The organism is Pseudomonas sp. C9D1 (genome assembly GCF_056491235.1).
The window spans coordinates 1,536,324-1,562,843 of record NZ_JBSZIE010000002.1 but is presented as its reverse complement, the minus strand read 5'-3'; the positions used below and the strand labels follow the sequence as shown (position 1 = coordinate 1,562,843).

Here is a 26,520-nt window from a genome sequence, read left to right as displayed (position 1 = left end):
CACAGAGGTACACCATGTCCGTCTTCTCCCACGTCGAATTCGATGACCACGAACAGGTCGTCTTCGGTCACGACAAGGCATCCGGCCTCAAGGCCATCATCGCCATCCACAACACCAACCTCGGCCCCGCACTCGGCGGTTGCCGCATGTGGAACTACGCCAACGACGAACAAGCCCTGCGTGATGTGCTGCGCCTGTCCCGTGGCATGACCTACAAATCCGCCCTCGCCAACTTGCCCCTGGGCGGCGGCAAGGCGGTGATCATCGGCGACCCCCACAACGGCAAGAGCGAAGCGCTGTTCCAGGCCATGGGCGATTTCGTCGACACCCTCGGCGGGCGCTACATCACCGCTGCCGACTCCGGCACCGGCCCGGCGGAAATGCAGATCATGGCCGAGCGCAGCCGCCACGTGGCCGGCGCCAACCAGCGCGAAGCCTTCGACGGCGGCGTGCGCAGCGGCGACCCGTCACCGTCCACCGCCTATGGCGTGTTCATCGGCATCCAGGTAGCGGTCAAGCACCGCCTGCGTCGGGACGACCTCAAGGGCCTGCGCGTCGCCATCCAGGGCGTCGGCCAGGTCGGCTTCCACCTCGCCCGCCTGCTGCGTGACGCCGGTGCCGAGCTCTGGGTGACCGACATCGTCGACGCCAACGTGCGCCGCGCCGTCGAGCAACTGGGCGCCAAGGCGGTGCTGCAACATGAAATCTACGGGCTCAATGTCGACGTCTTCGCGCCCTGCGCCATGGGCGGCATCATCAACCCGCAAAGCCTGGAAGCGCTGCGCGTGCCGATCATCGCCGGGGGTGCCAACAACCAGCTGGCCGACGCGCAACTGGCCGAGGAGCTCAAGCGCAACGGCTGCCTCTACGCGCCCGACTACGCCATCAACGCCGGCGGTATCATCGACGTCTACTTCGAGCGCAGCGGCGGCAGCGCGGCAGAGCTGAAGGCCCATATCGAAGGCATCGGCAACACCCTGCGGCAGATTTTCATCCGCGCCGACGAGGAAGGCCGCACCACCACCGAGGTCGCCGACCGCCTCGCCGAAGAGCGCTTCGGTCGCGTCTGACCAGGCGGCAGGAGTGGCGGCCGCAACACGCCGCCATTCCCGTAAGCAGCGTCAGATATCGAGGTACAGGCTGATCCCGTGGGGCTTGTAGCCCAGGGACTCATAGAAGCGATGGGCCGCCTCGCGGCTCTGCCCGCTGGACAGCACCAGCTTGTAGCAGCCCCAGGCACGGCCGCGTTCGGCGGCCTTGTCCATCAGCGCCTGGCCGATGCCCAGGCCGCGCGCGCCCTTGTCCACCACCACGTCTTCAACGATTGCCGAGCGCGCGAAGTTGTGCGCCAGGTGCTCCACCAGAATCACCGTGCAAGTGCCCAGCAGGCGCCCATCACGCTCCGCCACCACCACCTCGCGGCCACTCGGCAACTCGCTCAGGCGCAAGGCCAGCAGCGCAGGGTCGGGGCGCGATTCGTCCTCACCCAGCTGGTGCAGCAGGGCAGCCAGCGCCGGTGCATCCGCCGGGCTGGCGGCGCGCAGGGTCACGGTGGTGAACGGGGAATCGGGCAGGTTCTGCGGAAGCGGCTGGGGCATGACGGAGGTCCCTCTGATTTTTGCAGAAGTATGGTGCAGTGCCGTGGCAGTGGCATGACAAAACGCGCAAGCGCCGTTAACATGCCGCCCGTTCCCCGGCGGCCTCTGCCAGGGACGCTGTCTCAGTAGCTCAATTGGATAGAGCATCCCCCTCCTAAGGGGAAGGTTGGTGGTTCGAGCCCACTCTGGGACACCATGAATAACGAAGCCCCGCACAGCTCACGCTGGCGGGGCTTTTTCATGGCGGTCCGCTCAGGCCGGCAGGAGGGCCTGTTCGAACCCATCCATGAACAGGAAGGTGCCTTTCTGCCGCTGGTACGAGTCGATCAGCGGCACCAGCCGGCGGAAGTGCTCGGTCTGGCAGTGCCGGTCCAGGGCGGCGCGGTCCGGCCATTCCTCGATGAAGATGAAGTGCCCCGGGTCGCGCTGGTCGGTGAACAGGTCGTAGGCGATGCAGTCCGGTTCCTGGCGGGTCTTCTCCACCAGTTCGCGGTACAGCGGCAGCACGCGGTCGATGTGCTCGGGGTGGATGAAGTCCTGGGCGATCACTTTCAGCATCGGGCGCTCCTTGGCCGGTCTTGGGAGGGCGCAGGTTAGCGCCGTCACGCGGCCACCGACAAACGCCAGGGGCTGGCCCGCGCTTCGCGGGCCGGCCGTTCACTCAGGCGTTGCGAGCCTCGCCGCCGTCGTTGGGCAGCGTCAGGTAGATCAGCACCGCCAGCAGGGTGATGAAGAAGCGGAAGGCGTCCGGCACGCCGTTCCATTGCTCGGACATCCACATGCCGAACCATTCCCCGCCCACCGACATGAACGCCACCTGCCAGGTGAGGAAGCCCAGGGTCAGGCCGGCGACGGCCCAGCGTTTGGCCGCGCGAAAGCCGGCGTCGCTGGCCCGCAGTGCGCGCAGCAGGTGCAGGCCGCCGAGCCAGCAGAGCAGGGCGGTGGCGGTTTCCAGAGCGATGATGCCCATGTAGCCGGCGTGGTGCAGCCAGGGCGCCTCGATGGCGCGGTACATCAGCTGGTTGCCGGGGAAGGTGGTGTCCATGAGGAACACGTGGTGGACGAAGGCGAAGTTGGTGGCGTAGTCGGTGACGTTGTTGAACGCCACCAGCGAGGCGAAGAAGGCCATGGCCAGCACCATGACGGCTTTCGAGAGGCGGATCATTGTCATTGCTCGGTTTCCTGAAAGGGCGAACGGCATCGCGCAGGCGTCCGCCCCGCCCACGCAAGCAGCGGGCAGGGGAGGGCCGGGCCGCTCGCGGCGACGGGCTCGGTTCTGAGAGTGTCCTGGGCAAGCCAGGTATTCGGGTGCGCGAGGCGCAGCGTGCGGAAATCGGGACTGGAGGACCTGAGGCCGGCGCCACGCCGGGAAGCGTGGCCGCCCGGCTGGATGGAGCCCGCACGGGAAGGAGCGCGGATTCTGGACGCAGGCAGCGTGGCGCGTCAATTCACCTGGCGCTCGGCACCACTCGCCGAAAGAACCATTGCCCTGTCGGCCGGTCTTGAGGATGCTGAGCGAAATTTTCCAAGGTGCCCGGATGACCTCCGCTCCCGATCCCACGAGCCGCTCCCTGGTGCTCGACAACGGCCTCACCGTGCTGCTGCGCCATGTGCCCAGCGCGCGTCAGGCCGCGGCAGTGGTGCGGGTGGCGGCCGGCAGCCACGACGAGCCTGCAGCCTGGCCCGGGCTGGCGCATTTCATCGAGCACCTGCTGTTTCTCGGGGGCCATCGCTACCCGGGCGACCAGCGGCTGATGCCGTTCATCCAGGCCTGCGGTGGGCGCCTCAATGCCAGCACCCAGGACCACCACACCGACTACTTCTTCGAGCTGCCGCCGGCCGCGCTGGACGACGGCCTGGCGCGCCTGCTGGACATGCTCGCCACGCCCCGGCTGGAGGTCGAGGCGCAACTGCGTGAGCGCGAGGTGCTGCAGGCCGAGTACCAGGCGCGCGCCGCCGATGCCTCGACCCTGGCCCAATCCGCCCTGGCTGCGGCGCTGGCGCCGGGGCACCCGCTGGCGGATTTCCATGCCGGCAACCGCGCCAGCCTGGCGGTGGAAGACCCGGTATTCCAGGGCGCGTTGGCGCTGTTCCATCGCAGTCACTACCAGGGCGCGCGCATGCGCCTGGTATTGCTGGGCCCCCAGCCTCTCGATGAGCTGGCCGAGCTGGCGCGGCGACACTGCGCCCTGTTGCCTGCGGGGGCACCGGCCGGTGAGCGCCAAGTACCGCCCCTGTTGCCCTTGTTCAGCCACAGCTTGCGCCTGTGCCTGCCCGGTGCGCCCCGTTACTGGCTGGCCTTTGCCCTGGAAGGGCAGCCCGCCACGCTGCCCCAGGCGGTGGACCTGTTGCGTGAGCTGCTGCAGGACGAAGCCGATGGCAGCCTGCAGGCCTGGCTCGGCGAGCAGGGGCTGTGCGACGGCTTGCAGCTATCGGTGCCCCATCTCGACCAGGGCCAGGCGTTGCTGGTGCTGGACATCGCCCTGGCCGACGCTCATCTCGACAGTCGTGCTCGCCTGGAGGCGGCGCTGTTCCACTGGCTCGCGGCCCTGCGCGAGCAGGAGCCCTGGCAAGACCTGCTCGCGCGCCACCCGATGCGCACCGGCCATTCCCGACCGGCACCGCTGGAGCAGGCACGCAGCCTGATGGAGCGTGACCCTGGGCAAGCACCGCTGGACGCGCGCAGCCTGCATCGGCTGCTGGCCCAGTTGGCGCCGCCACGGCTGGTGCGGCTGTTCGCCAGCGGGGAGCCCTTGCAAGGGCGGGTGGAGGTGGCCGGGTTCCAGCTCGAACTGGAAGAAGCCGGCATCCCGGCCTGGCCGGCGATCGACGTGCGCTGGCGTTTCGCCGGTGTACCGGTCTTCAGTCCCTTCGCGGTTCCGGCGGCCCTGGGGGCGCTGGGCGAGATGCCGCTGATCCAGCACCCGGGTGATGCCGAAAGGGCGGCCCTGTTCCTGCGCTGGCGCCTGCCCGCCGGGCTGGCCACGGCGGGTTTCTACCAGGCCCTGCAGCGGGGGCTGCGCTCGACCCAGAGCCGGGCGCAACAGCAAGGCATCAGCCTCGAGTTCATCGAACAGGGGCGGGATTGGCGACTGGCCCTGCGCGGTGCCGCTGAAATGTTGCCGGCAGTGCTCGACGCAACCTTCAAGGTCCTGCTCGAACCACCCCTGGCCGCCTGTGACCAGGGGTTGCGCCTGCACCGGGCCTGGCTCAAGCGCCAGGCCGCCGAGCTGCCGATCCGCCAACTGCTGCAACACCTGCCGGATGTGCTGGACGCCGCCGTGCCTCGCACCGAGGTGGCCCGGGCGGTAACGCCCGCCCGCCTGGCCGGGCACTGGGCGCATGCCGCCTGGGAGGCCATGACCGTCGGCCTCGACGCCGGGCAGCGCGAACTCCTGCATGTCCTGCTGCGGCGGTTGCCGGGCCAGCGGCTCCCCCGCGAACACGCCCCGGCGGTGCTGGCGCCCAGCTACCGCTGGCACCGCCCGGACGCGGTGGAGGGCGAGGCCGCGCTGCTGCTGTTCTGCCCGCTGCCGGACCGGCACGCCCTCACCGAAGCCAGCTGGCAATGGCTGGCGCGTTGCCTGGAGGCGGACTTCTACCAGCGCCTGCGCAGCGAGCTGCAACTGGGCTACGCGGTGTTCTCCGGCTTCCGCCTGATCAATGGCCAGGCCGGCCTGCTGTTCGGGGTGCAATCGCCCAGCGCCACGGTGGCGCAGATGCTTGGGCATATCGAAACCTTCCTTGCCGCGCTGGACCAGGCCCTGGGCGATGGCGAAGCTGCGCGCCAGGCCCTGCTGGCGCAATTGCGCGAGGGGGGCGAGGACGACGCCGAGCGCGCCTGGAACCTGCACCTGGCTGGCCACTCCCCCGATTGGCCGCGCCGTGTTGCCGATGCCCTCGAACACGCCACCCGCGATGACCTGCTGGCCGCGCTGCAGGCCCTGCAACAGGGCCGTGGCGGCTGGCTGGTGCTGGCCAACGACGAGCGCCCCGGCCCGCGCTGGCACTGACGCCTACTCCCTTCGCCCCGACGCCACACCCCCCTCATCCCCTACCAAGGCAGCGGTACGACCCCCTCCCCAGGTCGTGCCGACGGCATCGTCCGCCCGTTGCGACTTGCGCGCCGCTACCCTCGGCGAGGCGGCCCGGGTCTTTTCGCCAGGGCCGTACAGGGCGCGCCAAAGCACCGGCGAAACGGCGCCAAGGCCGCATATGGCGGGCATTCCGGCGTTTCGATAATCGCCTCCGTCACGGCTCGAGCGAGTCGTCCCACCCAGCGGAGAGCGCCATGTACAACAACAAGAACGTCACCATCGGATTCCTGCCCCTCGCCCTCACCACCGGCCTGGCCCTGGCTGCCATGGAACAGGCCAAGGCCGAGATCGTCCTCTACGACAAGGACGACACCACCTTCTCCACCGACGGCTACGTCAACGCCTTCTACGTCAACAGCGACGTCGACCGCGATGGCGAACAGTTCGATCGCCGCCAGTCGCGGGTGAAGATGGGCTTCCTGCCCAACTGGATCGGCTTCAACATGGGCAAGCAGGTGGATGACCTCAAGCTCGGCGCCCGCGCCTCCTTCTGGGTGACCATCAACGACAGCGAAACCAACGGCACCGACACCGCCATCGACGTCCGCCAGTTCTACGGCACCGTTGGCAGCGACTGGGGCGAGGTGCTGGTGGGCAAGGACTTCGGCCTGTTCGCGCGCTCCAACATCCTCCTCGACGAAATGCTCGCCGGTTACGGCCAGGTCAGCGACACCCTAGGCCTGGTAGATGGCGGTGGCGTCTCCTTCGGCAACATCGGCAGCGGCTACCCCTATCCGTTCCCCACCTCGCAGATCACCTACCGCAGCCCCAAGAGCGACGGCCTGCGCCTGGCCGTGGGCATCATGGACCCGGTGGACACCAACGACGACAGCCCCACCGGCAAGGCCTACCAGGAGAACCCGCGCTTCGAATCCGAGCTCACCTACGAGTTCGAACTGGGCGGCGCGCAGATCTACTCCTGGGTCAACGGCGGCTACCAGACCTCCGACAACACCGACCCGGCCGTGGACAGCGTCACCTCCAAGGGCCTGGGCTATGGCGTGCAGGCGAAGATGGGCGACTTCTCGGTGGTGGGCTCCGGCTTCCAGGCCAAGGGCATCAACCCCTTCTTCACCAACAACGCCGGCGAGGCGACCCTGCGTGAAGTGGACAGCGACGGCTACCTGCTGCAGGGCTCCTACCGCTTCGGCAAGAACCGCCTGGCGCTCTCCTACGGCAAGACCAAGGACGACGGCAACGGCGCGGTGAACACCGGCGCCGACTACGAAACCCGCGGCATCGCCCTGTTCCACGACGTCAACGACAACCTCAAGCTGGTGGCCGAATACAACCAGTTCGAAATCGACGGCCACGCCGGCTCCGCGCAGAACGAAGACACCGACACCGTCGCCCTCGGCCTGGTGCTCAACTGGTAAGGCTCCACCCTGCAATGCTCCCTTGTGTTTGGCGGGATGGCGCATGCCTCCCGCCTTTTTTGCGTTCTATGGGGAGTGGTTTCGCCAATGAATTCGCTCCTGTCCTGGCGGGCGACTGAAGTCGCCCCTACAAAGCGTCATGCCACCGATGGGCGCGACCGCTGCGGGTGGAGGTCGCTTTCTACCTCCACCAGGCGGAGCCGGGTCGTGGCACATCGTGATGCCTGATGCCCCCATCGAAGGCGCCCATCCTGCGAAGAGCTCGCAGCTCCGCGTGGGGTGTGCCGCGCGCACCTCGAAGATCCCGCGCACACCCATCCAGGAACGAATGAGTGGCCGGGCCGCTCCCCGAGGCCGAACGCAGTCGTCAGTGCCGCCTCATCCCTTCGAACGAGCCCGTCGCTACCCAAGAAGGATGTGGCGGCCCCGGGGCGCTCCGTAGAATCCACAGCATCTGCAGGCCCATTCGCGAGAGGCGCCCCATGCAACAGCACCAGGACGAGGGCGTGGTCACCGCCATGTCCAGCGCCACCGAGGCCGAAGCCGTGGCCCAGGACCTGGCGCGCCAGCTGATCCACCCGCACCTGGGCTTCGTGCTGTTCTTCTGCTCGGCGGAGTACGACCTGCCGGCCCTGGGCGCGGCGCTGGAGCAGTATTTCGGCGGCATCGAGCTGGTGGGCTGCACCAGCGCCGGCGAAATCACCCCCAACGGCTACGGGCGCGGCTGCGTCAGCGCGGTGGGTTTCGACTACCGCAGCTTCTCCATCGGCAGTGCGCTGATCGACGAGATGGAGCGCTTCAGCCTGATCGATGCCCAGCAGCTGGTGGAGCGCCTGGTCAGCGACTGCCGCAGCAACTCCCTGGCACCGATCAAGGACCACAGCTTCGCCCTGACCCTGCTCGACGGCCTCTCCAGCCGCGAGGAAGTGGTGCTCGCCGCCCTCAGCGCGGCCTTCGGCAGCATCCCGCATTTCGGCGGCTCGGCCGGCGACGACAACCACCTCACCCACACCCACGTCTACCACGGTGGCCAGTTCCACACCGGCGCGGCGGTGGTGGTGCTGGTCAATACCCAGCTGGATTTCGAAGTCTTCAGCACCCACCACATCCTGCCCAGCGACGAGAAGCTGGTGGTCACCCGCGCCGACAGCGCCAGCCGCCGCGTCTTCGAACTCAACGCCGAGCCCGCCGCCCAGGAATACGCCCAGTGGATCGGCGTGCCGCTGGCGGCACTGGACCACCGCCTGTTCGCCGCCCACCCGCTGGCGGTGCGGGTCAACGACCAGTACTACGTGCGCTCCATCCAGCGGGTCAACGACGACCTCAGCCTCAGCTTCTACTGCGCCGTGGAGAACGGCATCGTCCTCACCGGCATGCGCCCGGGGCCGCTGCTGCCCAACCTCCAGGCCCTGTTCCAGCGCCTGGAGCAGCGCCTCGGCCCGCCACTGCTGACCATCGGCTGCGACTGCTTCCTGCGCCGCCTGGAAATCGAGAGCGACGGCGGCGTCGAGCAGACCGGCGAATTCCTCCGTCGCCAGCGCGTCATCGGTTTCAACACCTACGGGGAACAGTTCAATGGCATGCACATCAACCAGACCTTCACCGGTGTCGCCATCGGACGCCGCCCCGGCGATGCAGGCCGCTGACCAGGCTGCGCGCATCGCCCAACTGGAGAGCGACAACCACAAGCTGCGGCGCATCAACGCCGCGCTGATCGAGCGGGTCGAATCCAGTGCGGCCCGCCGTGACGACGCCTACGCCGCCTTCCAGCACTCGGTAGTGCTGGCCGAGCAGGTGCGCGAACGCACCGACGCGCTGAACCAGGCGATGTCCGAGCTCAAGGCCAGCAACCAGCTGCTCAGCGATGCGCGGCTGCGCGCCGAGACGGCCCACCAGCATCTGGTGGACGCCATCGAAAGCATCTCCGACGCCTTCGTGCTGTTCGACAAGGAGCAGCGCATCGTCCTGTTCAACAGCCGCTTCAAGTCCTTCTGGGCCCACAGCCGCGCGCGCATCATCAGCGGCACCCGGCTCTCGGAGATCAAGCGCCTGGCCGAAAGCACCGGGCTGATCGTCGAAGAGCAGCGCAGCAGCGACAACGAACACAGCCTCTACCGCCTGCAGGACGGTCGCTGGGTGCAGGTCAGCGAGCGGCCCACCCGCGAGGGCGGGCTGGTGATCCTCTACACCGACATCACCGAGCTCAAGGTCAGCGAAACCATGCGCCGCGAACAGGCCCTGGCGCAGAAGTCGCGGCTGCTGCAGCGCGCCGTGGACAACCTCTCCCAGGGCATGGCCATGGTCGGCGCCGAAGGCACCCTGGAGCTGTGGAACCACCGCTTCCTCGAACTCTGCGGCCTGGCGCCGATCCAGGCCCATCGGCCCTTCGCCGAGGTCATGGCCGACAGCGAGCTGGCGCTGCTCACTCCACAGACCCGCGACGCCAACGGCCGCCCGGTGCGCGAGCTGGAGCAGCGCCTGTTCGATGGCCGCATGCTGGAGGTGCGCACCCACGCGCTGCCCACCGGCGGCTTCGTCAACACCTTCACCGACATCACCGAGCGCTACCGCCACGCCGAGGCCCTGGCCGAAAGCGAACGCTGGATCCGCCTGATCACCGACCACGTGCCGGCGCTGATCGCCTACCTCAACGCCGAGCTGGTCTACGAATTCACCAACAAGGTTTACGAGGAGTGGTACCGCTGGCCCCGTGGCGGCATGCTCGGCCAGCGCCTGCGCGAGGTGCACAGCGAGGAGCACTGGCGGCGCCTGGAGCCCTATGTGGAGCGGGCGCTGTCCGGCGAGAGCGTCACCTTCGAGGTGGCCGAAACCAACCTCAACGGCCAGGAGCGCTACATGCTGCGCTCCTACGTGCCCAACCGCCTGGCCAACGGCGAGGTGGTCGGCATCTTCGTGCTGATCCGCGACATCACCGAGCGCCGCCGCACCGCCGAGGCCCTGCACCTGGCCTACCAGAACCTGGAGCAGCGGGTGCGCGAACGCACCGCCGAACTCACCCAGCTCAACGACCAGTTGCTGCGCGAGATCGGCGAGCGCAGCCAGGTGGAACTGCGCCTGCGCGAAGCCAAGCGCGAGGCCGAGCAAGCCAACCTGTCGAAGACCAAGTTCCTCGCCGCCGTCAGCCACGACCTGCTGCAACCCTTGAACGCCGCGCGATTGTTCACCAGCGCCCTGCAGGAGCAGCGCGAGCAGGCGGTGAGCACGGCGCTGGTGCGCAACATCAGCAACTCGCTGGATGACGTGGAAAGCCTGCTGGGCACCCTGGTGGACATCTCCAAGCTCGACGCCGGGGTGATCAAGCCCGACATCGCGCCCTTCGCCGTCGCCGGGTTGCTCGACAACCTCGCCGTGGAGTTCCGCCAGGCGGCCGCCAGCGAAGGGCTCAGCCTGCACTTCGTGCCCAGCTCGGCGCTGGTGCGCAGTGACATCCAGCTGCTGGCGCGCATCCTGCGCAACCTGCTCAGCAACGCCATCCGCTACACCCCCAGCGGCCGCGTGCTGCTGGGCTGCCGGCGGCACCGGCAGAGCCTGTCCATCGAAGTCTGGGACAGCGGCATCGGCATCGCCGAGGACAAGCTCAAGGAGATCTTCCAGGAGTTCAAACGCGGCGACTCGCAGCGACCCAAGCAGGACCGGGGCCTGGGTCTGGGCCTGGCCATTGTCGACAAGATCGCCGGCATGCTCGGCCACCGCATCCAGGTGCGCTCGCGCCTTGGCCACGGCTCGCGCTTCAGCATCGAAGTGCCCCTGGCCAAGCGCGCACCCCGGGCACGGGTCGAGGCGAGCACGCCGGACATGCTGGTGGAGCGCCTGCACGGCTCGCGGGTCTGGGTGCTGGACAACGACGCGGCCATCTGCGCCGGCATGCGCACCCTGCTCGAAGGCTGGGGCTGCCAGGTGGTCACCGCACTCTCGGAAGAGGACCTGGCGCGCCAGGTGGACAACTACCACGCCGACGCCGACCTGCTCATCGCCGACTACCACCTCGACAACGGCCACAACGGCGTCGACGCCGTCGCCAGCATCAACGCCCGCCGCGGCACCGCCTTGCCCGCCCTGATGATCACCGCCAACTACAGCAACGAACTGCGCCAGCAGATGCGCGAACTCGGCCACACCCTGATGCACAAACCCGTCCGCCCGATGAAGCTCAAGGCCGCGATGAACCACCTGATCGAGCGGGGCGGGTGAGTCGAGGCGGGGGAGCTTGGGCGTCGCGGGTTGCACCCGCCCTACGGTCTGCCAGCCACCGGGAAGTCCGGGCATGTGTAGGGTGGAGGTCGCTTTTTACCTCCACCGGGCGGAGTCTCCGCCTACCCAAGAAGCCGGGGTGTCGCGTTAGCTTCCACCGCCCTCAACGCCGCAGATACGCCGCGAAGTCGATATCCCCCGCGCAGAGGATCGCCTGCACGCGGTTGTGCACGTTGAGCTTGCGCAGGATGGCGGAGACGTGGGCCTTGACCGTGGTTTCGGCGATGTCGAGGTTGTAGGCGATCTGCTTGTTCGACTCGCCCTTGGTCATGCGCTCGAGCACCAGCAGTTGCTTGCGGGTCAGCGCCTGGAGCAGTTCCGGGGGGATGCCGTGTTCGTCCTGGTGGCTGCGCCGGGGCGAGCTCTTCTGGGTGCGGATGATGTCCGAGGGCAGGTAGACGTTGCCGTTGAGGATCTGCTCGATGGCGTCGGTCATCTGCGCCCGTGGCGAGGACTTGGTGATGAAGCCCACCGCGCCGTAGGTGATCGCCTGCAGCACGATCTGCTTGTCCTGCTCGGCGGAGACGATCACCACCGGGATGGTCGGCGCCTCGTTGCGCAGGTTGATCAGGCCGTTGAGGCCGTGCATGCCGGGCATGTTCAGGTCGAGCAGGATGAGGTCGAGGTCTTCGTGTTCCTGGGTCAGGCCCAGGGCGCTGTCGAGGTCGGCGGTCTCCATCACTTCGCTGTCGGGGAAGCCGTCGCTGATGACGTTGTGGATGGCCTCGCGGAACAGCGGGTGATCGTCGGCGATCAGGATCTTGTACATGGCCATTCACCTCATTGTTCTGATTATGGAGGGGCTGTCGGGCGCGGATTCAGGGCAGGGGCACGGGCTCGGCGGGTTGCAGCGGCAGGCCGGCCTGTTCCCAGGCGTCGATGCCGTCACGGTACCAGTAGAGATTGCGGTAGCCCAGTGCATGGGCGCGCCGTTGCGCGTTCCAGCTCAACCAGCAGTCGGAACGGCAGTAGAACACCAGCGGCCAGTGCAGGTCGCCCCGGCTCGCCTTCTTCAGGTTGTCGGCGAAGTAGGCCTGCCAGCGCGCGTCCAGCTCGCCGTTGCCGGTGTTGGCCAGCCACAGGCTGCCGGGCAGGTTGGCGTGGGGCTCGTCGGCGATGAAGCGGCCTTCGAGGAACTGGCGGCGGTAGACGTCGATGAGTTGCGTGCGCGGGTCGCGCGCCAGCAGCTCGCGCAGGCCGGGGGTGTCCAGGGTGCGGGCGTGGTCGGCCTCGGCGGGCGTGGGGCTGCGGTAGCGGTCGGTGCGGTAGCCGTCGGCGGAGAACAGCGATGGCTCGGCGTCGGCCCGGGCGGCGGCCGAAAACAGGAGGGGCAGGCACAGCAGTGAGGCGATGAGGACTCGCATGGCAGGCATCTCTTTATTCTTATGCCCGCATTACAAGCCAGCCGCGCGCCTTTGGAAATCCTACGTTGGAGAGGGAAACCCGTACCAAAGTAGTAGTTTTCCCGCCTCAGCCGGCCCGGCGCAGCGCCGCGTGCTGCGGGTTGAAGCTGGCCACCGCCGCCACCGCGAAGACCAGCGTCAGGCCCAGGCACACGCCGAGCGCCAAGGGGTTGAGCCGCTCGTACAGGGCGAAGCGCACCAGCTCCACCGCGTGGCTGAAGGGATTGGCCGCGCACAGCCAGTACAGCCACTCGCTGGCCTCGCGCATCTTCCACAGGGGGTAGAGCGCCGAGGAGAGGAAGAACAGCGGGAAGATCACGAAATTCATCACCCCGGCGAAGTTCTCCAACTGGCGGATGAAGTTCGACAGCAGCAGCCCCAGGGCGCTGAGCAGCAGCGCCGCCAGCAGCAGCGCGGGCAGGGCGGCGAGCAGGCCCCAGGCCGGCGGTTGCACGCCATAGAGCCAGGCGATGGCGAGAAAGGCATACACCTGCAGCAGCGACACCAGCGCCGTGGCCAGCAGCTTGGCGCCGAGCAGGAAGGGGCGCGGCAGCGGGCTGGTGAGCAGCACGCGCATGCTGCCCATCTCGCGGTCGTAGACCATCGACAGCGAGCCCTGCATGCCGTTGAACAGCAGGATCATGCAGGCCAGCCCCGGGACGATGTAGGTCTCGTAGGTGATGTAGGTGGCGTAGGGGTCGATGATGGCGATGCCCAGCGCCGCGCGGAAGCCGGCGGCGAACACCAGCAGCCACAGCAGCGGCCGCACCAGGGCGCTGAGAAAGCGCGAGCGCTGCAGCACGAAGCGCAGCCACTCGCGCCCGACGATACCGCGCAGGCATTGCCAATAAGCACCGGCGTTCATGCCCGCGCCCTTGGCCGGGTGAGCTCGCCGAAGGCACCGGCCAGGCCGCCGCCATGGGCCGCACTCAGCTCGCCGGCGGTGCCGGAGGCCACCAGGCGGCCCTGGTCGAGCACCAGCAGGGCGTCCTCGCCGCGTACTTCGTCCAGCAGGTGAGTGGTCCACAGCACGCTCAGGCCTTCGTCGTCGCACAGTTGGCGCACATGGTGGTTGAGGGCCTGGCGGCTGGCCGGGTCGAGGCCGACGCTGGCCTCGTCGAGCAGCAGCAGGCGTGGACGGTGGAGCAGGGCACGGGCGATTTCCACGCGCCGGCGGTGGCCGCCATTGAGCGCGCGCACGCTGTCGCGGCGGCGTTCGCCCAAGCCCTGGCGCGCCAGCTCCTGGTCGATGCGCGCGGCCGCCAGCTGGCGCGGCATGCCGTGCAGGGCTGCGTGGTAGCGCAGGTTCTGCTCCACCGAGAGGTCGAGGTCCAGGGTGCTCTGCTGGAACACCACGCCGAGCTGGCGCAGGGCCAGGCGCGGCTGCCGGCGCAGGGAATGGCCGGCGACGCGGATGTCGCCGCGCTGCAGGTCGTAAAGGCGGCTGAGCAGCGCCACCAGGGTGGACTTGCCGGCGCCGTTGGGCCCCAGCAGCGCGGTGAAGCGGCCCGGCTCCAGGGCGAAACTCACCTCATCCAGTGCGCGGCGTGGGCCGTAGTCGAAGCCAACGCCCTCCACCTCCAGTGCGTTCATGGCGCCACCACCACGCCCCAGGGGTAGCGGCCGACCTTGATCGACCGGGTCACCTTGAGGCTGTCGACGTCGATCACCGAGACGTCGCCGCTGATGCCGTTGGTGGCCAGCAGGGTCTTCTCGTCGGGGCTGAAGGCCAGGTGCCAGACGCGCCGGCCCACCAGCAGGTAGTCGAGCACCTCCAGGGTTTTCGCATCCACCACCGCCACATGGTTGGCCGGGCCCAGGGCGACGAAGGCGTAGCGGCCGTCGCGGGTCAGCTTGACCCCCACCGGTTGTACCTTGTCCGGGTGCACGCCCTTGATCTGGAAGCGCAGGGTCTTCTGGATGCTGCGCGTGGCCACGTCGACCACGGTGACGGTGCCGCCGATCTCCGCCGAAGCCCACAGGCGCTTGCCGTCGTGGTCGAACTCCACATGGCGCGGGCGCTGGTCCACGAGGGTGTTGTCCACCAGCGTCTGGGTCGAGGTGTCGATCCAGTGCAGCATGTTGGTGGTCTCGCTGGTGTTGATCGCCCACTTGCCGTCCGGGCTCACCGCCATGCCCTCGGGCTCCACGCCGACGTCGATCTGCGCCAGCACCTGGCTGCTCTGGGTGTCGACCACCGTGACCAGCGCATCGTCCTCGTTGGAGATGTACAGCCAGCGGTCGTTGGGGTGCAGGGCGAACTGCTCGGGGTCGGCGCCGGAGGGCAGCTCCTTGATGATCTGCCGCGTGGCCAGGTCCATCACCTGCACGGTGTCCGAATCGCTGGCGCAGATGTACAGCAGCCGGTTGTCGCTGGACAGCGCCAGGCCGCGCGGGCGCTTGCCCACCGGCAGGCTGGCGGTGACCGTCAGGCTGTCCATGTCGATCACGCTGACGGCGTTGTCCTTCTCGTTGGAGACGTAGGCGGTGGCGGCGAAGGTAGCGCCGCTGGCCAGCAGCAGCGCGGCGCCGAGCAGGGTGAGGGGGAGGCGGGGCATGGCGGGGTCCTTGTTCTGGGCGTTCATGGCGTGGCTTCCAGGGCAACCTCGGCCAGCCGGCAGCGGCTCTCCGGCGCGTCGTGGCCGAGCGTGTCGAGTTCGCTGAAGGGGTGGAGAAAACCTTCCTGGGGCGAGGTGCTGATCAGCGCGCGTGGCTGGATCAGCTCGATGGGCTGGCGCAACTGGCCGTCCCAGGGGCGGTAGCTCAGCTTGCGGCCCTTGAAGCCGTCCAGGGGCAGGTCCGGCGACAGCTCCAGGGTGCGGATCGCGGCGGCGTCGGCGGCGCCCAGGCGGGTGACGGCGCTGGCGATGCTGCGCACGGCCACCCAGGCGGCGAAGTCGCGGTCGTTCATCCAGCGCCCCGTGAGGTCCTCGAAGCGCTTCTGCAGTTGCGCCGCGCCATAGGTTTCCACCGTCTTGTGCCAGCCGGTGGGCACCAGGCCCTGGGTGCCGGCCACCGGGCGCGGCAGCCAGGTGTTGTAGGGCAGGTACTCGCCGAAGTCGCCGCGCTCGTCGGCCACCAGCACGCCGTCGTAGTCGTCGGCCTGGGTGAACAGCGGCATGTCGGCCTGGGCGCTGCGGCGCTGCTCGTTGTCGAAGGTCCAGGGCTTCTCGCCGATGATCGTCAGGCCGAAGCGCCCGGCGGCGCGACGCAGGGCGGCGGCGTAGGCCTGGTCCTCGGGGCGCTGGCCGACCACCAGCAGCCAGCGCTTCCACTGGCGCAGGGCGAGGAACTGCACCAGGGCGTCGGCGAGCATGGCGCGGCTGGGCAGGCTGTGCAGCACGTTGGGCAGGCAGGCGTCGGTGCGCAGCGCATCGTCGGCGGCGCCGGCGTTGAACAGCAGGCTGTCCGGCAGCGCCGCCGATAGCTGGCGCAGCAGCGGCGCCGGTGCGTTGACCACGAACAGGCGCAGGCCCTCTGCATGTTGCTGGCGGGCGGCCTCCAGCAGCGCGGCTTCGCTCTCGGCATTGGCCGCCAGCAACTGGTAGCGCTGCTTGAGGAAGCGCCCGGTGCTGTTGTTGTCGGTGGTCGCCAGCTCGGCGCCGCGCAAGCCGGTGTCGCGGGGCTCGGGGATGACGTTGGACAGCAGCGGCCCCGGGTCGGGGCTGTAGCCGAGGTAGCCGACGCGCACCTCCAGCGGCTGGCGCGCCTCGGCGGCGACGGCGTGGTTGGCCAGCAGCGCGGCGGCCAGGGCCAGCAGGTAGGTCAGGGCATAGGGCGCAAGGTGGCGCATGGCGGGGGCTCCCGTTCTTGTAGCGCCAGCCTAGGGCCGCCCCGGGCCTGGGGAAATATGCAGAAAGTAGCGCCGGGGCAGTACCAAGGTAGTAGCCCGGCCGCTCGCCCAAGGCCCTAGCATGGAGGCACAAGAACGAGACCGGGAGGCCCGGCCATGCGTGTGCTCAAGACCCTGCTGCTGCCCGTGCTGCTGATCCTCAGCCTGATCGGCGTGGATGGCTTCCGTGCGTCCCCCGCTGCGCCCCCCGCGGCGTTTTCATCGAGCCTCGGGCGATGAGCACCCTCGGCCGCATCAACCTGCTGGTGGTGCTGTTCTTCGCCGCAGTGGCACTGGTCTGTACCGGGGTGCTGCTGCGCCAGGCCAGCCAGGACGTGCAACGCGAGATGGTGGCCGCGCGCGCGGTGGTCGAGTACCTGCACGAGGCCGCCCGGCGCGACCCCAAGGCCCTGGAGTCGGCCCTGGCGCGGGGCCTGCGCCATGTGCGCATCCACTGGCAGGGCGAGACGCCCTCACAACCACGCGGCCTGGACGCTTGGCTCGGTGCGCGGCTGTTCCCGCCCGCCGAGCAGTACGGCGAGCCGCTGCAACTGGACGATGGCCGCCGCGTGCTGATCAGCGTCGACCCGGCGGACGAGATGGACGAGGTGGAGGATTCCCTCATCCAGTTGCTGGTGCTGTTCGGCCTGGCCCTGGGCCTCAGCCTGCTGGCCATCCGCGTCGCGGTACGCCGGGGCCTGCGGGTGCTCGACGAGCTGCGCGCCGGCTTCGACGAGATCGCCCGGGGCCGCCTGGCGGTACGCCTCAACCAGCCTTCGCTGCACGAGGCACGCCTGCTGGCCGGCCACTTCAACGAGATGGCCAGCACCCTGGAGCAGGTGCGCAACGACAACGCCGAGCTGACCCGCGCCCTGCTGGCGCTGCAGGAGCACGAGCGCAAGCACCTGGCCCTGGCCCTGCACGACGACATCGGCCAGTACCTCGCCGGCATCCGCGCGCAGCTGCTGCTGTTGCGCTCCATGACCGGCCAGGCGCCGGGCGCCGGTGCCACCCTGCGCAGCCTGGAGGACAACTGCCAGCGCATGCAGGACAGCTTCCGCGCGCTGGTGCGTGACCTTTACCCCGTGGTGCTGGAGCGCCTGCACCTGGGCGAGGCCATCGAGCTGCTCACCGAGCAGTGGCGCAGCGCCCAGGGCGTCGATTGCCAGTTGCGCCTGGGCGAGGACCTGCCGGTGCTGCCCACCGCCGACCAGGCCCATCTCTACCGCCTGTTGCAGGAAGCCCTGACCAACATCGCCCGCCACGCCGATGCCAGTGCGGTGAGCGTGCGCCTGGAGCGCCGCGGCCGGCGCCTGCGCCTGCTGGTGGGCGACAACGGCCGGGGCGCCGTGCAGCCGCCACGGCCGGGCATCGGCCTGCGTTCCATGCTGGAGCGGGCGCGCTGCCTGGGTGGCGATCTGCGCCTGCGCACCCGCGCCGGCGGTGGCTGGCTGGTGCGCCTGAGCATTCCCCTGGGCGAAGCCTGAACGACCTGGAGAGCCTGCGATGAAGATTCTGCTGGTGGACGACCATTCCGTGGTGCGCCAGGGCTACGCCAGCCTGCTGCGCGGCCTGCTGCCCGAGGTGGAGGTGAGCGAAGCGGCCAGCGGCGAGCAGGCCTTGCAACTGGTGCAGGACAGCATTCCCAACCTGGTGGTGATGGACCTCTCGCTGCCGGGCATCAGCGGCCTGGAAACCACCCGCCGGCTGCGCCAACGCCTGCCGCAGTTGCGCGTGCTGTTCTTCAGCATGCACGACGAGCTGCCCCTGGTGCGCCAGGCCCTGGATGCCGGTGCCGCCGGCTACATCACCAAGAACTCCGCGCCCGAGGTGCTGGTGGAGGCGGTGCGGCGCATCCTCGCCGGGCACGCCTACATCGAGCAGCCCCTGGCTACCCAGCTGGCCTGCCACCCGGCGCACCAGGCCGGCGACCCGCGCCTCACCGGGATGACCCAGCGCGAGCTGGAAATCTTCACCATGCTCGCCCGCGGCATGCCCGCACGCAGCATCGCCGAGCACCTGTGCATCAGCGCCAAGACGGTTTCCAACTACCTGACGATGCTGAAGAACAAGCTGCAGGTCAGCTCCCAGGCGGAGCTGGTGCACCTGGCCATCGATACCGGGGTATTGCGGCTGGGGTGATAGGGCAGGGCATCGGCTCTGCTGTGACGACTTGAGCTGAGGACTCGACAGGGTGAGTGCGTGCCGTAGGGTGTGCCGTGCGCACCGCCGCACGGTGCCTCCGGCGAGCTCCCGGTGCGCGCAGCACACCCTACGTCCGAAGTGAGCGACGGTTGCATGTTCCGAGGCCTGAGGGGGGCCAAAACACGATCCAGGAGCGTGGGTGTTTACTCGCGATCAGACCCACCCCGGACATCGCGGCTGCAACCGCTCCCACAGCCCCCGCCAGGTCATTCCACCTCAGGTCTTCAGCTGGCTGGCGAACTGCCCCACGGCGCTGACCACGCGCTGGGCGCCGTCCTGGATTTCGACGATTACCGAGCCGGCTTCGTTGGCCAGGTTCAGCCCCTGCTCGGCGTGGTGGCGGCTGCTGGACATGCTGTCCACCGCCGCCTGGGCCAGGCTCTGGTTCTGCTGCACGACCTCGACGATTTCCTCGGCCGCCTGGCTGGTGCGCCCGGCGAGCTGGCGCACTTCGTCGGCGACCACGGCGAAGCCGCGGCCCTGCTCGCCCGCGCGGGCCGCCTCGATGGCGGCGTTGAGGGCCAGCAGGTTGGTCTGCGAGGCGATGCCGCTGATGGTCTTGATGATCGAGCTGATCAGTTGCGACTGCTTGTCCAGCGCCTCGATGCCTTCGGCCGCTTCCTGCACCTGGTTGGTGATCAGGCGCATGACGTTGACCGTCTGGCTGACCACCGAGGCGCCTTTCTGCGCGGTGGCGTCGGTCTGCTGGGAGGTGCTGTAGGCGATGTTCGCCGCTTCGGCCACGGCCTGCTCCTGGTTCACCTGGTCGGTGATCACGGTGGCGAATTTCACCACCTTGTAGAGCTGGTCGTTGGTGTCGTGCACCGGGTTATAGGAGGCCTCCAGCCAGACGTCGCGGCCGTGGGCGTCGATGCGCTTGAAGCGGCCGACGACGAACTCGCCGCGCAGCAGCTTGGCCCAGAACTCCCGGTAGCCGGCGGAGCTGGACTCCTCCGGATCGCAGAAGACGCTGTGGTGCTTGCCCTTGATCTGCTCCAGGCGGTAGCCCATGGCATCGAGGAAGCGCTGGTTGGCGTTGAGCACCTCGCCCTTGAGGTTGAACTCGATGACTGCGGTGGAGCGCAGCAGGGCGTTGATCAGGCCCTCGTGCTCCTTGGCGGTCTCGATGGTCCGGGTCAGGTCGTTGGCGCACACCACCACGCTCTGGATCTGTCCGCGCCCGTCGCGGATCGGTTGCCAGATGCAGCGCAGCCAGGCCTCGCGGCCGTCGCCGCGGAGCAGCCGGTACGCGCCGTTGAAGTGCTCGCCGTTGGCCAGGCCCTGGCGCATCTTCAGGTAGTTGGGGTCGCGGTGGAAGGTCTGGGGGATGAGCTCTTCGAGCGTGCGGCCGATGACATTCTCAGTGCGGTACTGCAGCACATTGAGGAAGTTTTCGTTGACGGACAGGATGCGACCCTGGAGGTCGATCTCCATCACCAGCATTTCCTGGAAGATGGATTCCTTGATCTGCTGGGCCCGGGCGTTTTCCTCCCGAAGGTGCTCCAGTTCCTTTTTCAAGCGCGTGTTGAACATGGTCGGAACCCGTTGGCTGAGAGTGTGGAACTGCTTGGTCAGCGCATCGGCCCTGCCGGTACTTTCTTAAGGGGCTGGCGAACAATTCGACGGGGCGCGGCTTGAAAAGTGTAGACGCGCGCCGCCCGAACATCATTTTTCCCAATCCACCGGGCATTCCCGGCAGCCTTCCATGTTCACCCCCTGGAACGACGCGTAGTGGCGACGGGCGCCGCTGAGGTCGGCGTTCTCCAGGTTGGCGTCGCCCAGCTTGGCTTCCTGCAGGTTGGCGTCGTTGAGGCGGGCGCCCTTGAGGTCGGCGCGGCTGAGCCAGGTCATTTCCAGGTCGGCGGCGCTGAGGTTGGCGTCGTGCAGCCTGGCGCCGGAGAGGCGGGCGAACTCCAGGTAGGCGGCGGTCAGGTCGGCGCCCTTGAACTGCGCGCCCTGGCCGAACAGGCCCCAGCCCTGCACCGCCACCAGGCGGGCGCCGCTGAGGTTGGCCAGGCGCAGGTTGCTCTGCTGCAGGCTGGCGCGGGTCAGGTTGCTGCCCACCAGTCGGGCTTTCTCAAGGTTGGCCAGGTCGAGGTTGGCGTGGCGCAGGTCGGCGCCGGAAAGATCGGCCCCGGCCAGGTTGATCTTGTGCAGGTCGAGGTTGCGCAGGTCGGCATTGCGCAGGTCGGCGCCCGGGCACTGGCTTTCCGGCTCCAGGCGGCAGCCGTCGATCACCCGGACGGCGTCCTCGGTGGCGGTTTCGGCGTGCGGAGCGGGGGCCTGGGCCCAGGCGAGCCCGACGACCAGCATCAGCAGGGGAAGGAACATGGGCAGGTAGTTCATGACGGCTCCTGGTGCGTGGCAGGGGAGTCGGCGCGCCCGCAGGCGCGCCGGGGAGGGTCAGCGGCTGGCGGTCTTGTTGTCCCAGCTCGGCAGCTTGAACACCCAGAACGAGCCGCCCTGGGCCACCGGCTTGGTCAGCTCGGCCATGTCGCCGCCCCACAGCGGCACGGCGCCGCCGTAGCCGACGGTCACGCCGATGTACTGCTCGCCGTCCTGTTCCCAGGTGATGGGCGGGGAGACGATGCCGCTGCCGGTCTGGAACTTCCACAGCTCCTTGCCGGTTTTCGCGTCGAAGGCCTTGAAGAAGCCGTCGCCGGTGCCGGTGAACACCAGGTTGCCCTTGGTGGCGAGTACGCCGGCCCAGAGCGGCAGGTGCTCGTTGTGCTCCCACACCACCTTGCCGGTGGTCGGGTCCATGGCGCGCAGGCTGCCGACGTGGTCGTCGTACATGCGCTTGATGCGGAAGCCCATGCCCAGGTAGGCGGAGCCTTTCTTGTAGTTGACCTCCTCGGTCCAGTAGTCCTCCTTCCAGTTGTTGGCCGGCACGTAGAACAGGCCGGTGTCCTGGCTGTAGGCCATGGGGTTCCAGTTCTTGCCGCCGAGGAAGGGCGGGGAGACCTCCACCGCCTTGCCGTGCTTCTGGCCCGGCTCGGGCAGGGGCGGGCGCTGGCCTTCGTTCTCCACCGGGCGGCCGGTCTTCAGGTCGATGTGGCTGGCCCAGGTGATGTTGTCGACGAAGGGGAAGGCGTTCTGCAGCTTGCCGTTGGTGCGGTCCACCACATAGAAGAAGCCGTTGCGGTCGGCGTGGGCGGTGGCTTTCACCACCTTGCCGTCCTTGCCCTTGTAGTCGAACAGCACCAGCTCGTTGTTGCCGGAGAAGTCCCAGGCGTCGTTCGGGGTGTGCTGGTAGAACCACTTCACCTCGCCGGTGCTCGGGTCCACGCCCACCTGACCGGAGGTATAGAGGCTGTCGTAGTCGTGGGGGTTGCCGCCCTTGGCGGTGCGCGCCCAGGTGTTCCAGGGGCCGGGGTTGCCCGCGCCGACGATGATGGTGTTGGTCTCGGCGTCGAAGCTGGCGCTCTGCCAGGGCGCGCCGCCACCGTGGCTCCAGGCCTCGACCTTGCCGGTCGGGGAGTTCTTGTCGTCCGGCCAGGAGGGCGCCTTCACATCGCCCGTCGGGGTGCTGTCCTTGCCGTTGAGGCGGCCCATGTGGCCCTCGACGAAGGGGCGCATCCAGACTTCCTCGCCGGTGTCCGGGTCGCGGGCGTAGAGCTGGCCGACCACGCCGAATTCGTCGCCGGAGCTGCCGTGGATCAGCAGGGTCTTGCCGGTCTTCTGGTCCTTGATCAGGGTCGGGGCCCCGGTCATGGTGTAGCCGGCGGTGTGATCGCCGAACTTCTTGTTCCACACCACCTTGCCGGTGTCCTTGTTCAGCGCCACCAGGCGGCCGTCCAGGGTGCCGAAGAAGATCTTGTCGCCGTAGATGGCGGCGCCGCGGTTGACCACGTCGCAGCAGGGGCGGATGTCGTCGGGCAGGCGGTGGTTGTAGACCCACAGGCGCTTGCCGGTCTTGGCGTCGAGGGCGAACACGCGGGAATAGGAGCCGGTGACGTAGACCACACCGTCGCGCACGATCGCCTGGGATTCCTGGCCGCGCTGCTTCTCGTCGCCGAAGGAGTAGGACCAGGCCGGCACCAGCTTGAACACGTTCTGGTCGTTGACCTGGGCCAGGGGGCTCCAGCGCTGGGCGTTGGTGCCCATGCCGTACTGCAGCACGTCCTTGACCGAGACATGGTCGTTGGCGATGTCTTCCCAGGTCACGTTGGCGGCGAAGGCGCTGGCGCTGGCGGCGAGGCCACCGGCGAGCAGGAGGCCCTTGATGGCGAGGCTGAGCGGGCTGGCAGGTTGGGGGTGCGATCTTGTTGTCATGTGTGCGGTTCCCGTGGTCGTTGTGGACCAGTGCGCCACCTGGCGTCCTGGCGCTTCGAATACTGGAAGCGCCACCGCCTGCGGGATACGGAAAAACTCCCGCGCTTGCCGGGAAAACTTCCCAGTGCGGGCATGACTTGGAACCGCTGCCAAAGCGCCTCGATACACCTCCGCCCGGCTTGCTACCAAGGGAGTAGGGCGCGGCCACCAAAGCAGCATTCGGCCCTGATCGGGCGCTCCTTACCATCCTCGTCACCACGCTCCTGCCGAGCGTTCGCCTTGCCCAGCATCTCGAAGAGGATGGAAGTCATGAATAACAAGAACGCCCTGCGTGGCCTGATGTTCCTTGCCGGTCTGAGCCTCACCGGTCTTGCCCTGGCCCATGGCGATGTCGTGCCGCAGGCCGTCAACACCGATGGCCTGGAGCCCCTGGGCAAGGAATGGCGTGACACCAACCCCTACCGCGCGCCCTATGAGAAGAACGCCCTGGCGGTGGAGATCGGTTCCTCGGCCTACAACCAGAACTGCGCCCGTTGCCACGGCCTGGAAGCCAAGTCCGGTGGCATCGCCCCCGACCTGCGCCTGCTCGAAATCAGCGCCGACGGCGACGAGTGGTTCAAGGAACGGGTGATCAACGGCGCGGTGCGCGATGGCGCGGTGTACATGCCGAAGATGGCCGACTTCCTCAGCCAGGAAGCGCTCTGGGCCATCCGCTCCTACCTGGAAAGCGTCCACGTCGAAGAGTGATCGCCATGCGCCTGCTCGCCCTGCTGTGCTGGTTGCTGTGCCTGCCGCTGGCGCAGGCGCATGTCCGCCCCTATGACGACATCCTCGCCTCGGGGGTGCTCAAGGTCGCGGTCTACGAGAACTTCCCGCCCTACAGCTTCCAGCAGGACGGCCAGGCCCGCGGCGTCGACGTCGACCTGGCCAATGCCCTGGCCGCAGCGCTGGGGCTGAAGGCCGAGCTGATCTGGGTGACCCCCGGCGAGAAGCTCGACGACGACCTGCGCAACTACATCTGGAAGGGCCACTACCTGCGCCCCAAATTGCTCGCGGACCTGATGCTGCGCGTGCCCTACGACCGTGACTACACCGCGCGGCGCAACGACGTGGGCGAGCTGGTCAACGAACAGGTGGTGATCTTCGCCCCCTACCAGCGCGAGCGCTGGCACCTGGTGCACGACACCCGGCGCCTGCTGGCGGTGGACAGCATCGGCGTGTTCCGCCTGCACCCCATCGGCGTCGAGCTGGAGAGCGTGCCGTCCTTCTACCTGACCTCGGTGTTCAACGGCCAGCTCAGCGCCAACACCCGCCACTACCCGAGCCCGGCGGCCGCCTTCGCCGCCCTGCGGGGCGCCGAGGTGGATGCGGTGATGGCCCTGCGCGGCGAGCTGCAGTGGCTGCTGCACCAGGCCGCCGACCCGGCGCTGCAATCCTCCGACACCACCTACCCCAACCTCGGCCAGCCCCTGTGGGACATCGGCATGGCGGTGCACGAGTCAAACCGCCAGCTTGCCAACGCGCTGGACATGGAGGTGGAAGCGAGGGTCCGCGATGGCCGGCTGGCCGCCCTCTACGCCCGCTACGGGCTGACCTACGAGCTGCCCGGCCTCTACCAGGACGTGCAATGAGGTGGGCCCCGGCCTGCCAGGGAGAACCGCCATGCGCCACCTGACCACGCTGCTGCTGGGCTTGTGCCTGGGGGCCCAGGCCCTGGCCGCGACCGATCCGGGCAAGGACCCGATGCCCTCGGTGATGTGGGACTTCCACCACCAGCGCATCCTCGACGGCGCGCCCTACGTCTTCGACGACCGCGTGCAGCTGCTGGCGCCGCCCTTCGCCGAGGACGCCCGCCAGGTGCCGATCCAGGTGGACGCCCGCGCGCTGCCGGGCAAGGTGACGCGACTCATGGCCTGGGCCGAGCTCAACCCCATTCCGCGGGTGTTCGACTTCCGCCCCGGCGATGCCGTATTGCCGGTGGTGGCGATCCGCATCCGCATCGAGCAGGCCACGCCGATCCGCGCGGCGGCGCTGACCGAGGACGGTGTGTGGCACATCGGCTCGGCCTGGATCGACGCCGCCGGCGGCGGCTGCACCGCGCCCAGCGTGGTGCGCGCGCAACCGGGCTGGGAGGACCGCCTGGGGCAGATCCACGCCGCGCGCTTTCCCCTGGGGGACGACGAACGCCTGCGCCTGCGCGTCGACCACCCGATGGACAACGGCCTGGTGGGCGGCATCCCCGAGTTCTTCCTCAACCAGGCCGAACTGCGCGACGCCGCCGGCAAGCCCCTGGCGACCCTGGAGCTGTTCCCGGCCGTGGCCGAGAACCCCACCCTCAGCCTGGACGTGAAGGGCCACGCAGGCGCGCGCCTGTGGCTGCGCGACAACAACGGCAACGAATTCGAAGGGGGGCTCTAGGCATGCGCCTGCTCGTGCTGGTGTTCCTCGTCGTGCTGCCGCTGCTGTCCCGCGCCGAGCTGGACTACACCCTGCAACCCCGGCAGATCGCCGAAGGCACCTGGCTGCTGGAAGGCAGCACCGACAACTTCGCGCCCGGCAACGGCGGCAACGTGGTCAACACCGCCTTCATCGTCACCGACGACGGCGTGGTGGTGATCGACAGCGGCCCCTCCAAACGCTATGGCGAAGCCCTGCGCCGGGCCATCGCCACGGTCACTTCGCAACCGGTGAAGAGGGTGCTGATCACCCACCACCACCCGGACCACGCGCTGGGCAACCAGGCCTTCGCCGACGTGCCCATCGCCGCGCTGCCCGGCACCACCGAGCTGCTGCGCCAGCAGGGCGACGCCATGGCGGAGAACATGTACCGCCTGGTGGGCGACTGGATGCGCGGCACCGAGGTGCTGCTGCCCACCGAGGCGGTCACCCCCGGCACCTTCAGCATCGGTGGCCACCCGCTGCGCCTGCTGGCCCTGCGCGGCCACACCGGGGCGGACCTGGCGATCCTCGACGAGCGCACCGGCGTGCTCTTCGGCGGCGATTTGCTGTTCTACCAGCGCGCCCTGACCACCCCCAACAGCCCGGGGCTGGACGTTTGGCTCGCCGACCTCGACCAGCTCCAGGCGCTGCCCTGGAAACTGCTGGTGCCCGGCCACGGCCCGGTGGCCCGCGATGACGCGATCTTCACCCAGATGCGCGACTACCTCGGCTGGCTCGACGGCCTGCTGCGCGACGGCGCGAAACGCGGCGCGGAGATGAACGAGCTGATCCGCGCGCCCATCCCCGAACGCTTCGCCGGCATCAGCCTGACCCGCTACGAGCTGGTGCGCAGCGTCAGCCACCTTTACCCGCGCTACGAGCGCGAGCGCCTGCCATTGGCTGAGTGAGGCGCAGCGGTGCCACGACGCGCTCCGCATGGTGGACGGGTGAAGCGTCGTCCACCCTACCTGTTCTGCGTTCCCACCCAGCGCAGGCGTACCCCCGGGGCGTAGGGTGCAGGTC

24 protein-coding genes and 1 tRNA gene are annotated in these 26,520 nt (G+C 68.6%); 13 read left to right on the top strand and 12 right to left on the bottom strand.

All coding sequences use genetic code 11. The annotated features are described in order from the left end of the window. Positions 1-14: 14 nt before the first annotated feature. On the top strand, positions 15-1,070 hold the full coding sequence (locus ACXI0U_RS15325; protein WP_479550515.1) for a Glu/Leu/Phe/Val family dehydrogenase: 1,056 nt from the start codon (positions 15-17) through the stop codon (positions 1,068-1,070). A 51-nt stretch (positions 1,071-1,121) separates the two neighbouring features. Here ACXI0U_RS15325 and ACXI0U_RS15320 read toward each other — a convergent pair whose 3' ends face one another. Continuing rightward, a complete protein-coding gene (locus ACXI0U_RS15320) occupies positions 1,122-1,637 on the bottom strand; it encodes a GNAT family N-acetyltransferase (RefSeq protein ID WP_410478875.1) in 516 nt (171 codons plus the stop codon). Positions 1,638-1,717: 80 nt separating this feature from the next. On the opposite strand from ACXI0U_RS15320, the gene ACXI0U_RS15315 reads away from it, so the two are divergent. Next, positions 1,718-1,794, top strand: a tRNA-Arg gene (locus ACXI0U_RS15315). A gap of 56 nt (positions 1,795-1,850) precedes the next feature. Here ACXI0U_RS15315 and ACXI0U_RS15310 read toward each other — a convergent pair. Next, positions 1,851-2,156 (bottom strand): putative quinol monooxygenase, encoded by a 306-nt coding sequence (locus ACXI0U_RS15310; protein ID WP_479550514.1) that lies wholly within the window; start codon positions 2,154-2,156, stop codon positions 1,851-1,853. Positions 2,157-2,259: 103 nt separating this feature from the next. Beyond that, positions 2,260-2,769, bottom strand: a complete 510-nt coding sequence (locus ACXI0U_RS15305) for a DUF2165 family protein (RefSeq protein WP_479550513.1) — start codon at positions 2,767-2,769, stop codon at positions 2,260-2,262. 367 nt (positions 2,770-3,136) lie between these two features. Between ACXI0U_RS15305 and pqqF the strand changes: the two genes are divergently transcribed. From pqqF to nahK, 4 genes are all read left to right on the top strand, one after another. Further along, positions 3,137-5,611, top strand: a complete 2,475-nt coding sequence (pqqF, locus tag ACXI0U_RS15300; protein ID WP_479550512.1) for a pyrroloquinoline quinone biosynthesis protein PqqF — start codon at positions 3,137-3,139, stop codon at positions 5,609-5,611. A 278-nt stretch (positions 5,612-5,889) separates the two neighbouring features. Beyond that, on the top strand, positions 5,890-7,071 hold the full coding sequence (locus ACXI0U_RS15295) for a porin (protein WP_021218526.1): 1,182 nt from the start codon (positions 5,890-5,892) through the stop codon (positions 7,069-7,071). Positions 7,072-7,553: 482 nt separating this feature from the next. Further along, positions 7,554-8,717, top strand: a complete 1,164-nt coding sequence (gene nosP, locus ACXI0U_RS15290) for a nitric oxide-sensing protein NosP (RefSeq protein ID WP_021218527.1) — start codon at positions 7,554-7,556, stop codon at positions 8,715-8,717. After that, positions 8,647-11,283, top strand: coding sequence for a hybrid sensor histidine kinase/response regulator NahK/ErcS' (gene nahK / locus ACXI0U_RS15285; RefSeq protein ID WP_479550511.1), 2,637 nt, complete (start codon positions 8,647-8,649; stop codon positions 11,281-11,283). The genes nosP and nahK overlap by 71 nt, the downstream gene beginning before the upstream one ends. Positions 11,284-11,446: 163 nt before the next feature. Here nahK and agmR read toward each other — a convergent pair whose 3' ends face one another. From agmR to ACXI0U_RS15255, 6 genes are all read right to left on the bottom strand, one after another. Further along, positions 11,447-12,112 (bottom strand): response regulator AgmR, encoded by a 666-nt coding sequence (gene agmR, locus ACXI0U_RS15280; protein ID WP_031287401.1) that lies wholly within the window; start codon positions 12,110-12,112, stop codon positions 11,447-11,449. A gap of 49 nt (positions 12,113-12,161) precedes the next feature. Beyond that, entirely contained in the window at positions 12,162-12,707 is a 546-nt protein-coding gene (locus tag ACXI0U_RS15275) for a PQQ-dependent catabolism-associated CXXCW motif protein (RefSeq protein WP_479550510.1), read from the bottom strand. Positions 12,708-12,813: 106 nt separating this feature from the next. Continuing rightward, entirely contained in the window at positions 12,814-13,611 is a 798-nt protein-coding gene (locus ACXI0U_RS15270) for an ABC transporter permease (protein WP_021218531.1), read from the bottom strand. Beyond that, positions 13,608-14,339, bottom strand: coding sequence for an ABC transporter ATP-binding protein (locus ACXI0U_RS15265; protein ID WP_021218532.1), 732 nt, complete (start codon positions 14,337-14,339; stop codon positions 13,608-13,610). Before ACXI0U_RS15265 ends, ACXI0U_RS15270 begins: the two co-directional genes overlap by 4 nt. Further along, positions 14,336-15,304, bottom strand: coding sequence for a YVTN family beta-propeller repeat protein (locus ACXI0U_RS15260; RefSeq protein ID WP_043242043.1), 969 nt, complete (start codon positions 15,302-15,304; stop codon positions 14,336-14,338). Before ACXI0U_RS15260 ends, ACXI0U_RS15265 begins: the two co-directional genes overlap by 4 nt. 23 nt (positions 15,305-15,327) lie before the next feature. Continuing rightward, positions 15,328-16,539 carry an ABC transporter substrate-binding protein gene (locus tag ACXI0U_RS15255; RefSeq protein ID WP_374981722.1) on the bottom strand — a complete coding sequence of 404 codons (1,212 nt, stop codon included), beginning with the start codon at positions 16,537-16,539 and terminating at the stop codon, positions 15,328-15,330. A gap of 156 nt (positions 16,540-16,695) precedes the next feature. Here ACXI0U_RS15255 and ACXI0U_RS15250 point away from each other — a divergent pair, with 156 nt between their 5' ends. The 3 genes from ACXI0U_RS15250 to ACXI0U_RS15240 are packed head-to-tail and all read left to right on the top strand — an operon-like array spanning position 16,696 to position 18,720. Then, positions 16,696-16,818 carry a hypothetical protein gene (locus ACXI0U_RS15250; RefSeq protein ID WP_479550509.1) on the top strand — a complete coding sequence of 41 codons (123 nt, stop codon included), beginning with the start codon at positions 16,696-16,698 and terminating at the stop codon, positions 16,816-16,818. Beyond that, the gene (locus ACXI0U_RS15245) at positions 16,815-18,065 is read left to right on the top strand and encodes a HAMP domain-containing sensor histidine kinase (RefSeq protein WP_021218536.1); all 1,251 of its coding nucleotides are present in this window, start codon (positions 16,815-16,817) and stop codon (positions 18,063-18,065) included. The genes ACXI0U_RS15250 and ACXI0U_RS15245 overlap by 4 nt, the downstream gene beginning before the upstream one ends. Positions 18,066-18,084: 19 nt before the next feature. Further along, on the top strand, positions 18,085-18,720 hold the full coding sequence (locus ACXI0U_RS15240; protein WP_479550508.1) for a response regulator: 636 nt from the start codon (positions 18,085-18,087) through the stop codon (positions 18,718-18,720). Positions 18,721-18,999: 279 nt separating this feature from the next. Here ACXI0U_RS15240 and ACXI0U_RS15235 read toward each other — a convergent pair whose 3' ends face one another. The 3 genes from ACXI0U_RS15235 to exaA all read right to left on the bottom strand — a co-directional run bounded on the left by ACXI0U_RS15235 (position 19,000) and on the right by exaA (position 23,058). Beyond that, positions 19,000-20,316, bottom strand: coding sequence for a methyl-accepting chemotaxis protein (locus tag ACXI0U_RS15235; RefSeq protein ID WP_479550507.1), 1,317 nt, complete (start codon positions 20,314-20,316; stop codon positions 19,000-19,002). A 132-nt stretch (positions 20,317-20,448) separates the two neighbouring features. Continuing rightward, positions 20,449-21,129 carry a pentapeptide repeat-containing protein gene (locus ACXI0U_RS15230; RefSeq protein WP_479550506.1) on the bottom strand — a complete coding sequence of 227 codons (681 nt, stop codon included), beginning with the start codon at positions 21,127-21,129 and terminating at the stop codon, positions 20,449-20,451. Between the two features lie 57 nt (positions 21,130-21,186). After that, positions 21,187-23,058: a quinoprotein ethanol dehydrogenase gene (gene exaA / locus ACXI0U_RS15225; protein ID WP_111264471.1), complete on the bottom strand. Its 1,872-nt coding sequence runs from the start codon at positions 23,056-23,058 to the stop codon at positions 21,187-21,189. 309 nt (positions 23,059-23,367) lie between these two features. On the opposite strand from exaA, the gene pedF reads away from it, so the two are divergent. From pedF to ACXI0U_RS15205, 4 genes are read left to right on the top strand one after another with little or no spacing between them, the layout of a single operon-like run. Beyond that, positions 23,368-23,805: a cytochrome c-550 PedF gene (pedF, locus tag ACXI0U_RS15220; protein ID WP_021218542.1), complete on the top strand. Its 438-nt coding sequence runs from the start codon at positions 23,368-23,370 to the stop codon at positions 23,803-23,805. A 5-nt stretch (positions 23,806-23,810) separates the two neighbouring features. Next, a complete protein-coding gene (locus tag ACXI0U_RS15215; RefSeq protein ID WP_479550505.1) occupies positions 23,811-24,689 on the top strand; it encodes a substrate-binding periplasmic protein in 879 nt (292 codons plus the stop codon). A gap of 31 nt (positions 24,690-24,720) precedes the next feature. Beyond that, complete coding sequence (locus tag ACXI0U_RS15210; protein WP_423727945.1) at positions 24,721-25,476, top strand: quinoprotein dehydrogenase-associated SoxYZ-like carrier; 756 nt, start codon at positions 24,721-24,723, stop codon at positions 25,474-25,476. 2 nt (positions 25,477-25,478) lie between these two features. Beyond that, positions 25,479-26,405, top strand: a complete 927-nt coding sequence (locus ACXI0U_RS15205; RefSeq protein ID WP_374981714.1) for a quinoprotein relay system zinc metallohydrolase 1 — start codon at positions 25,479-25,481, stop codon at positions 26,403-26,405. The last annotated feature ends 115 nt before the right edge of the window (positions 26,406-26,520 follow it).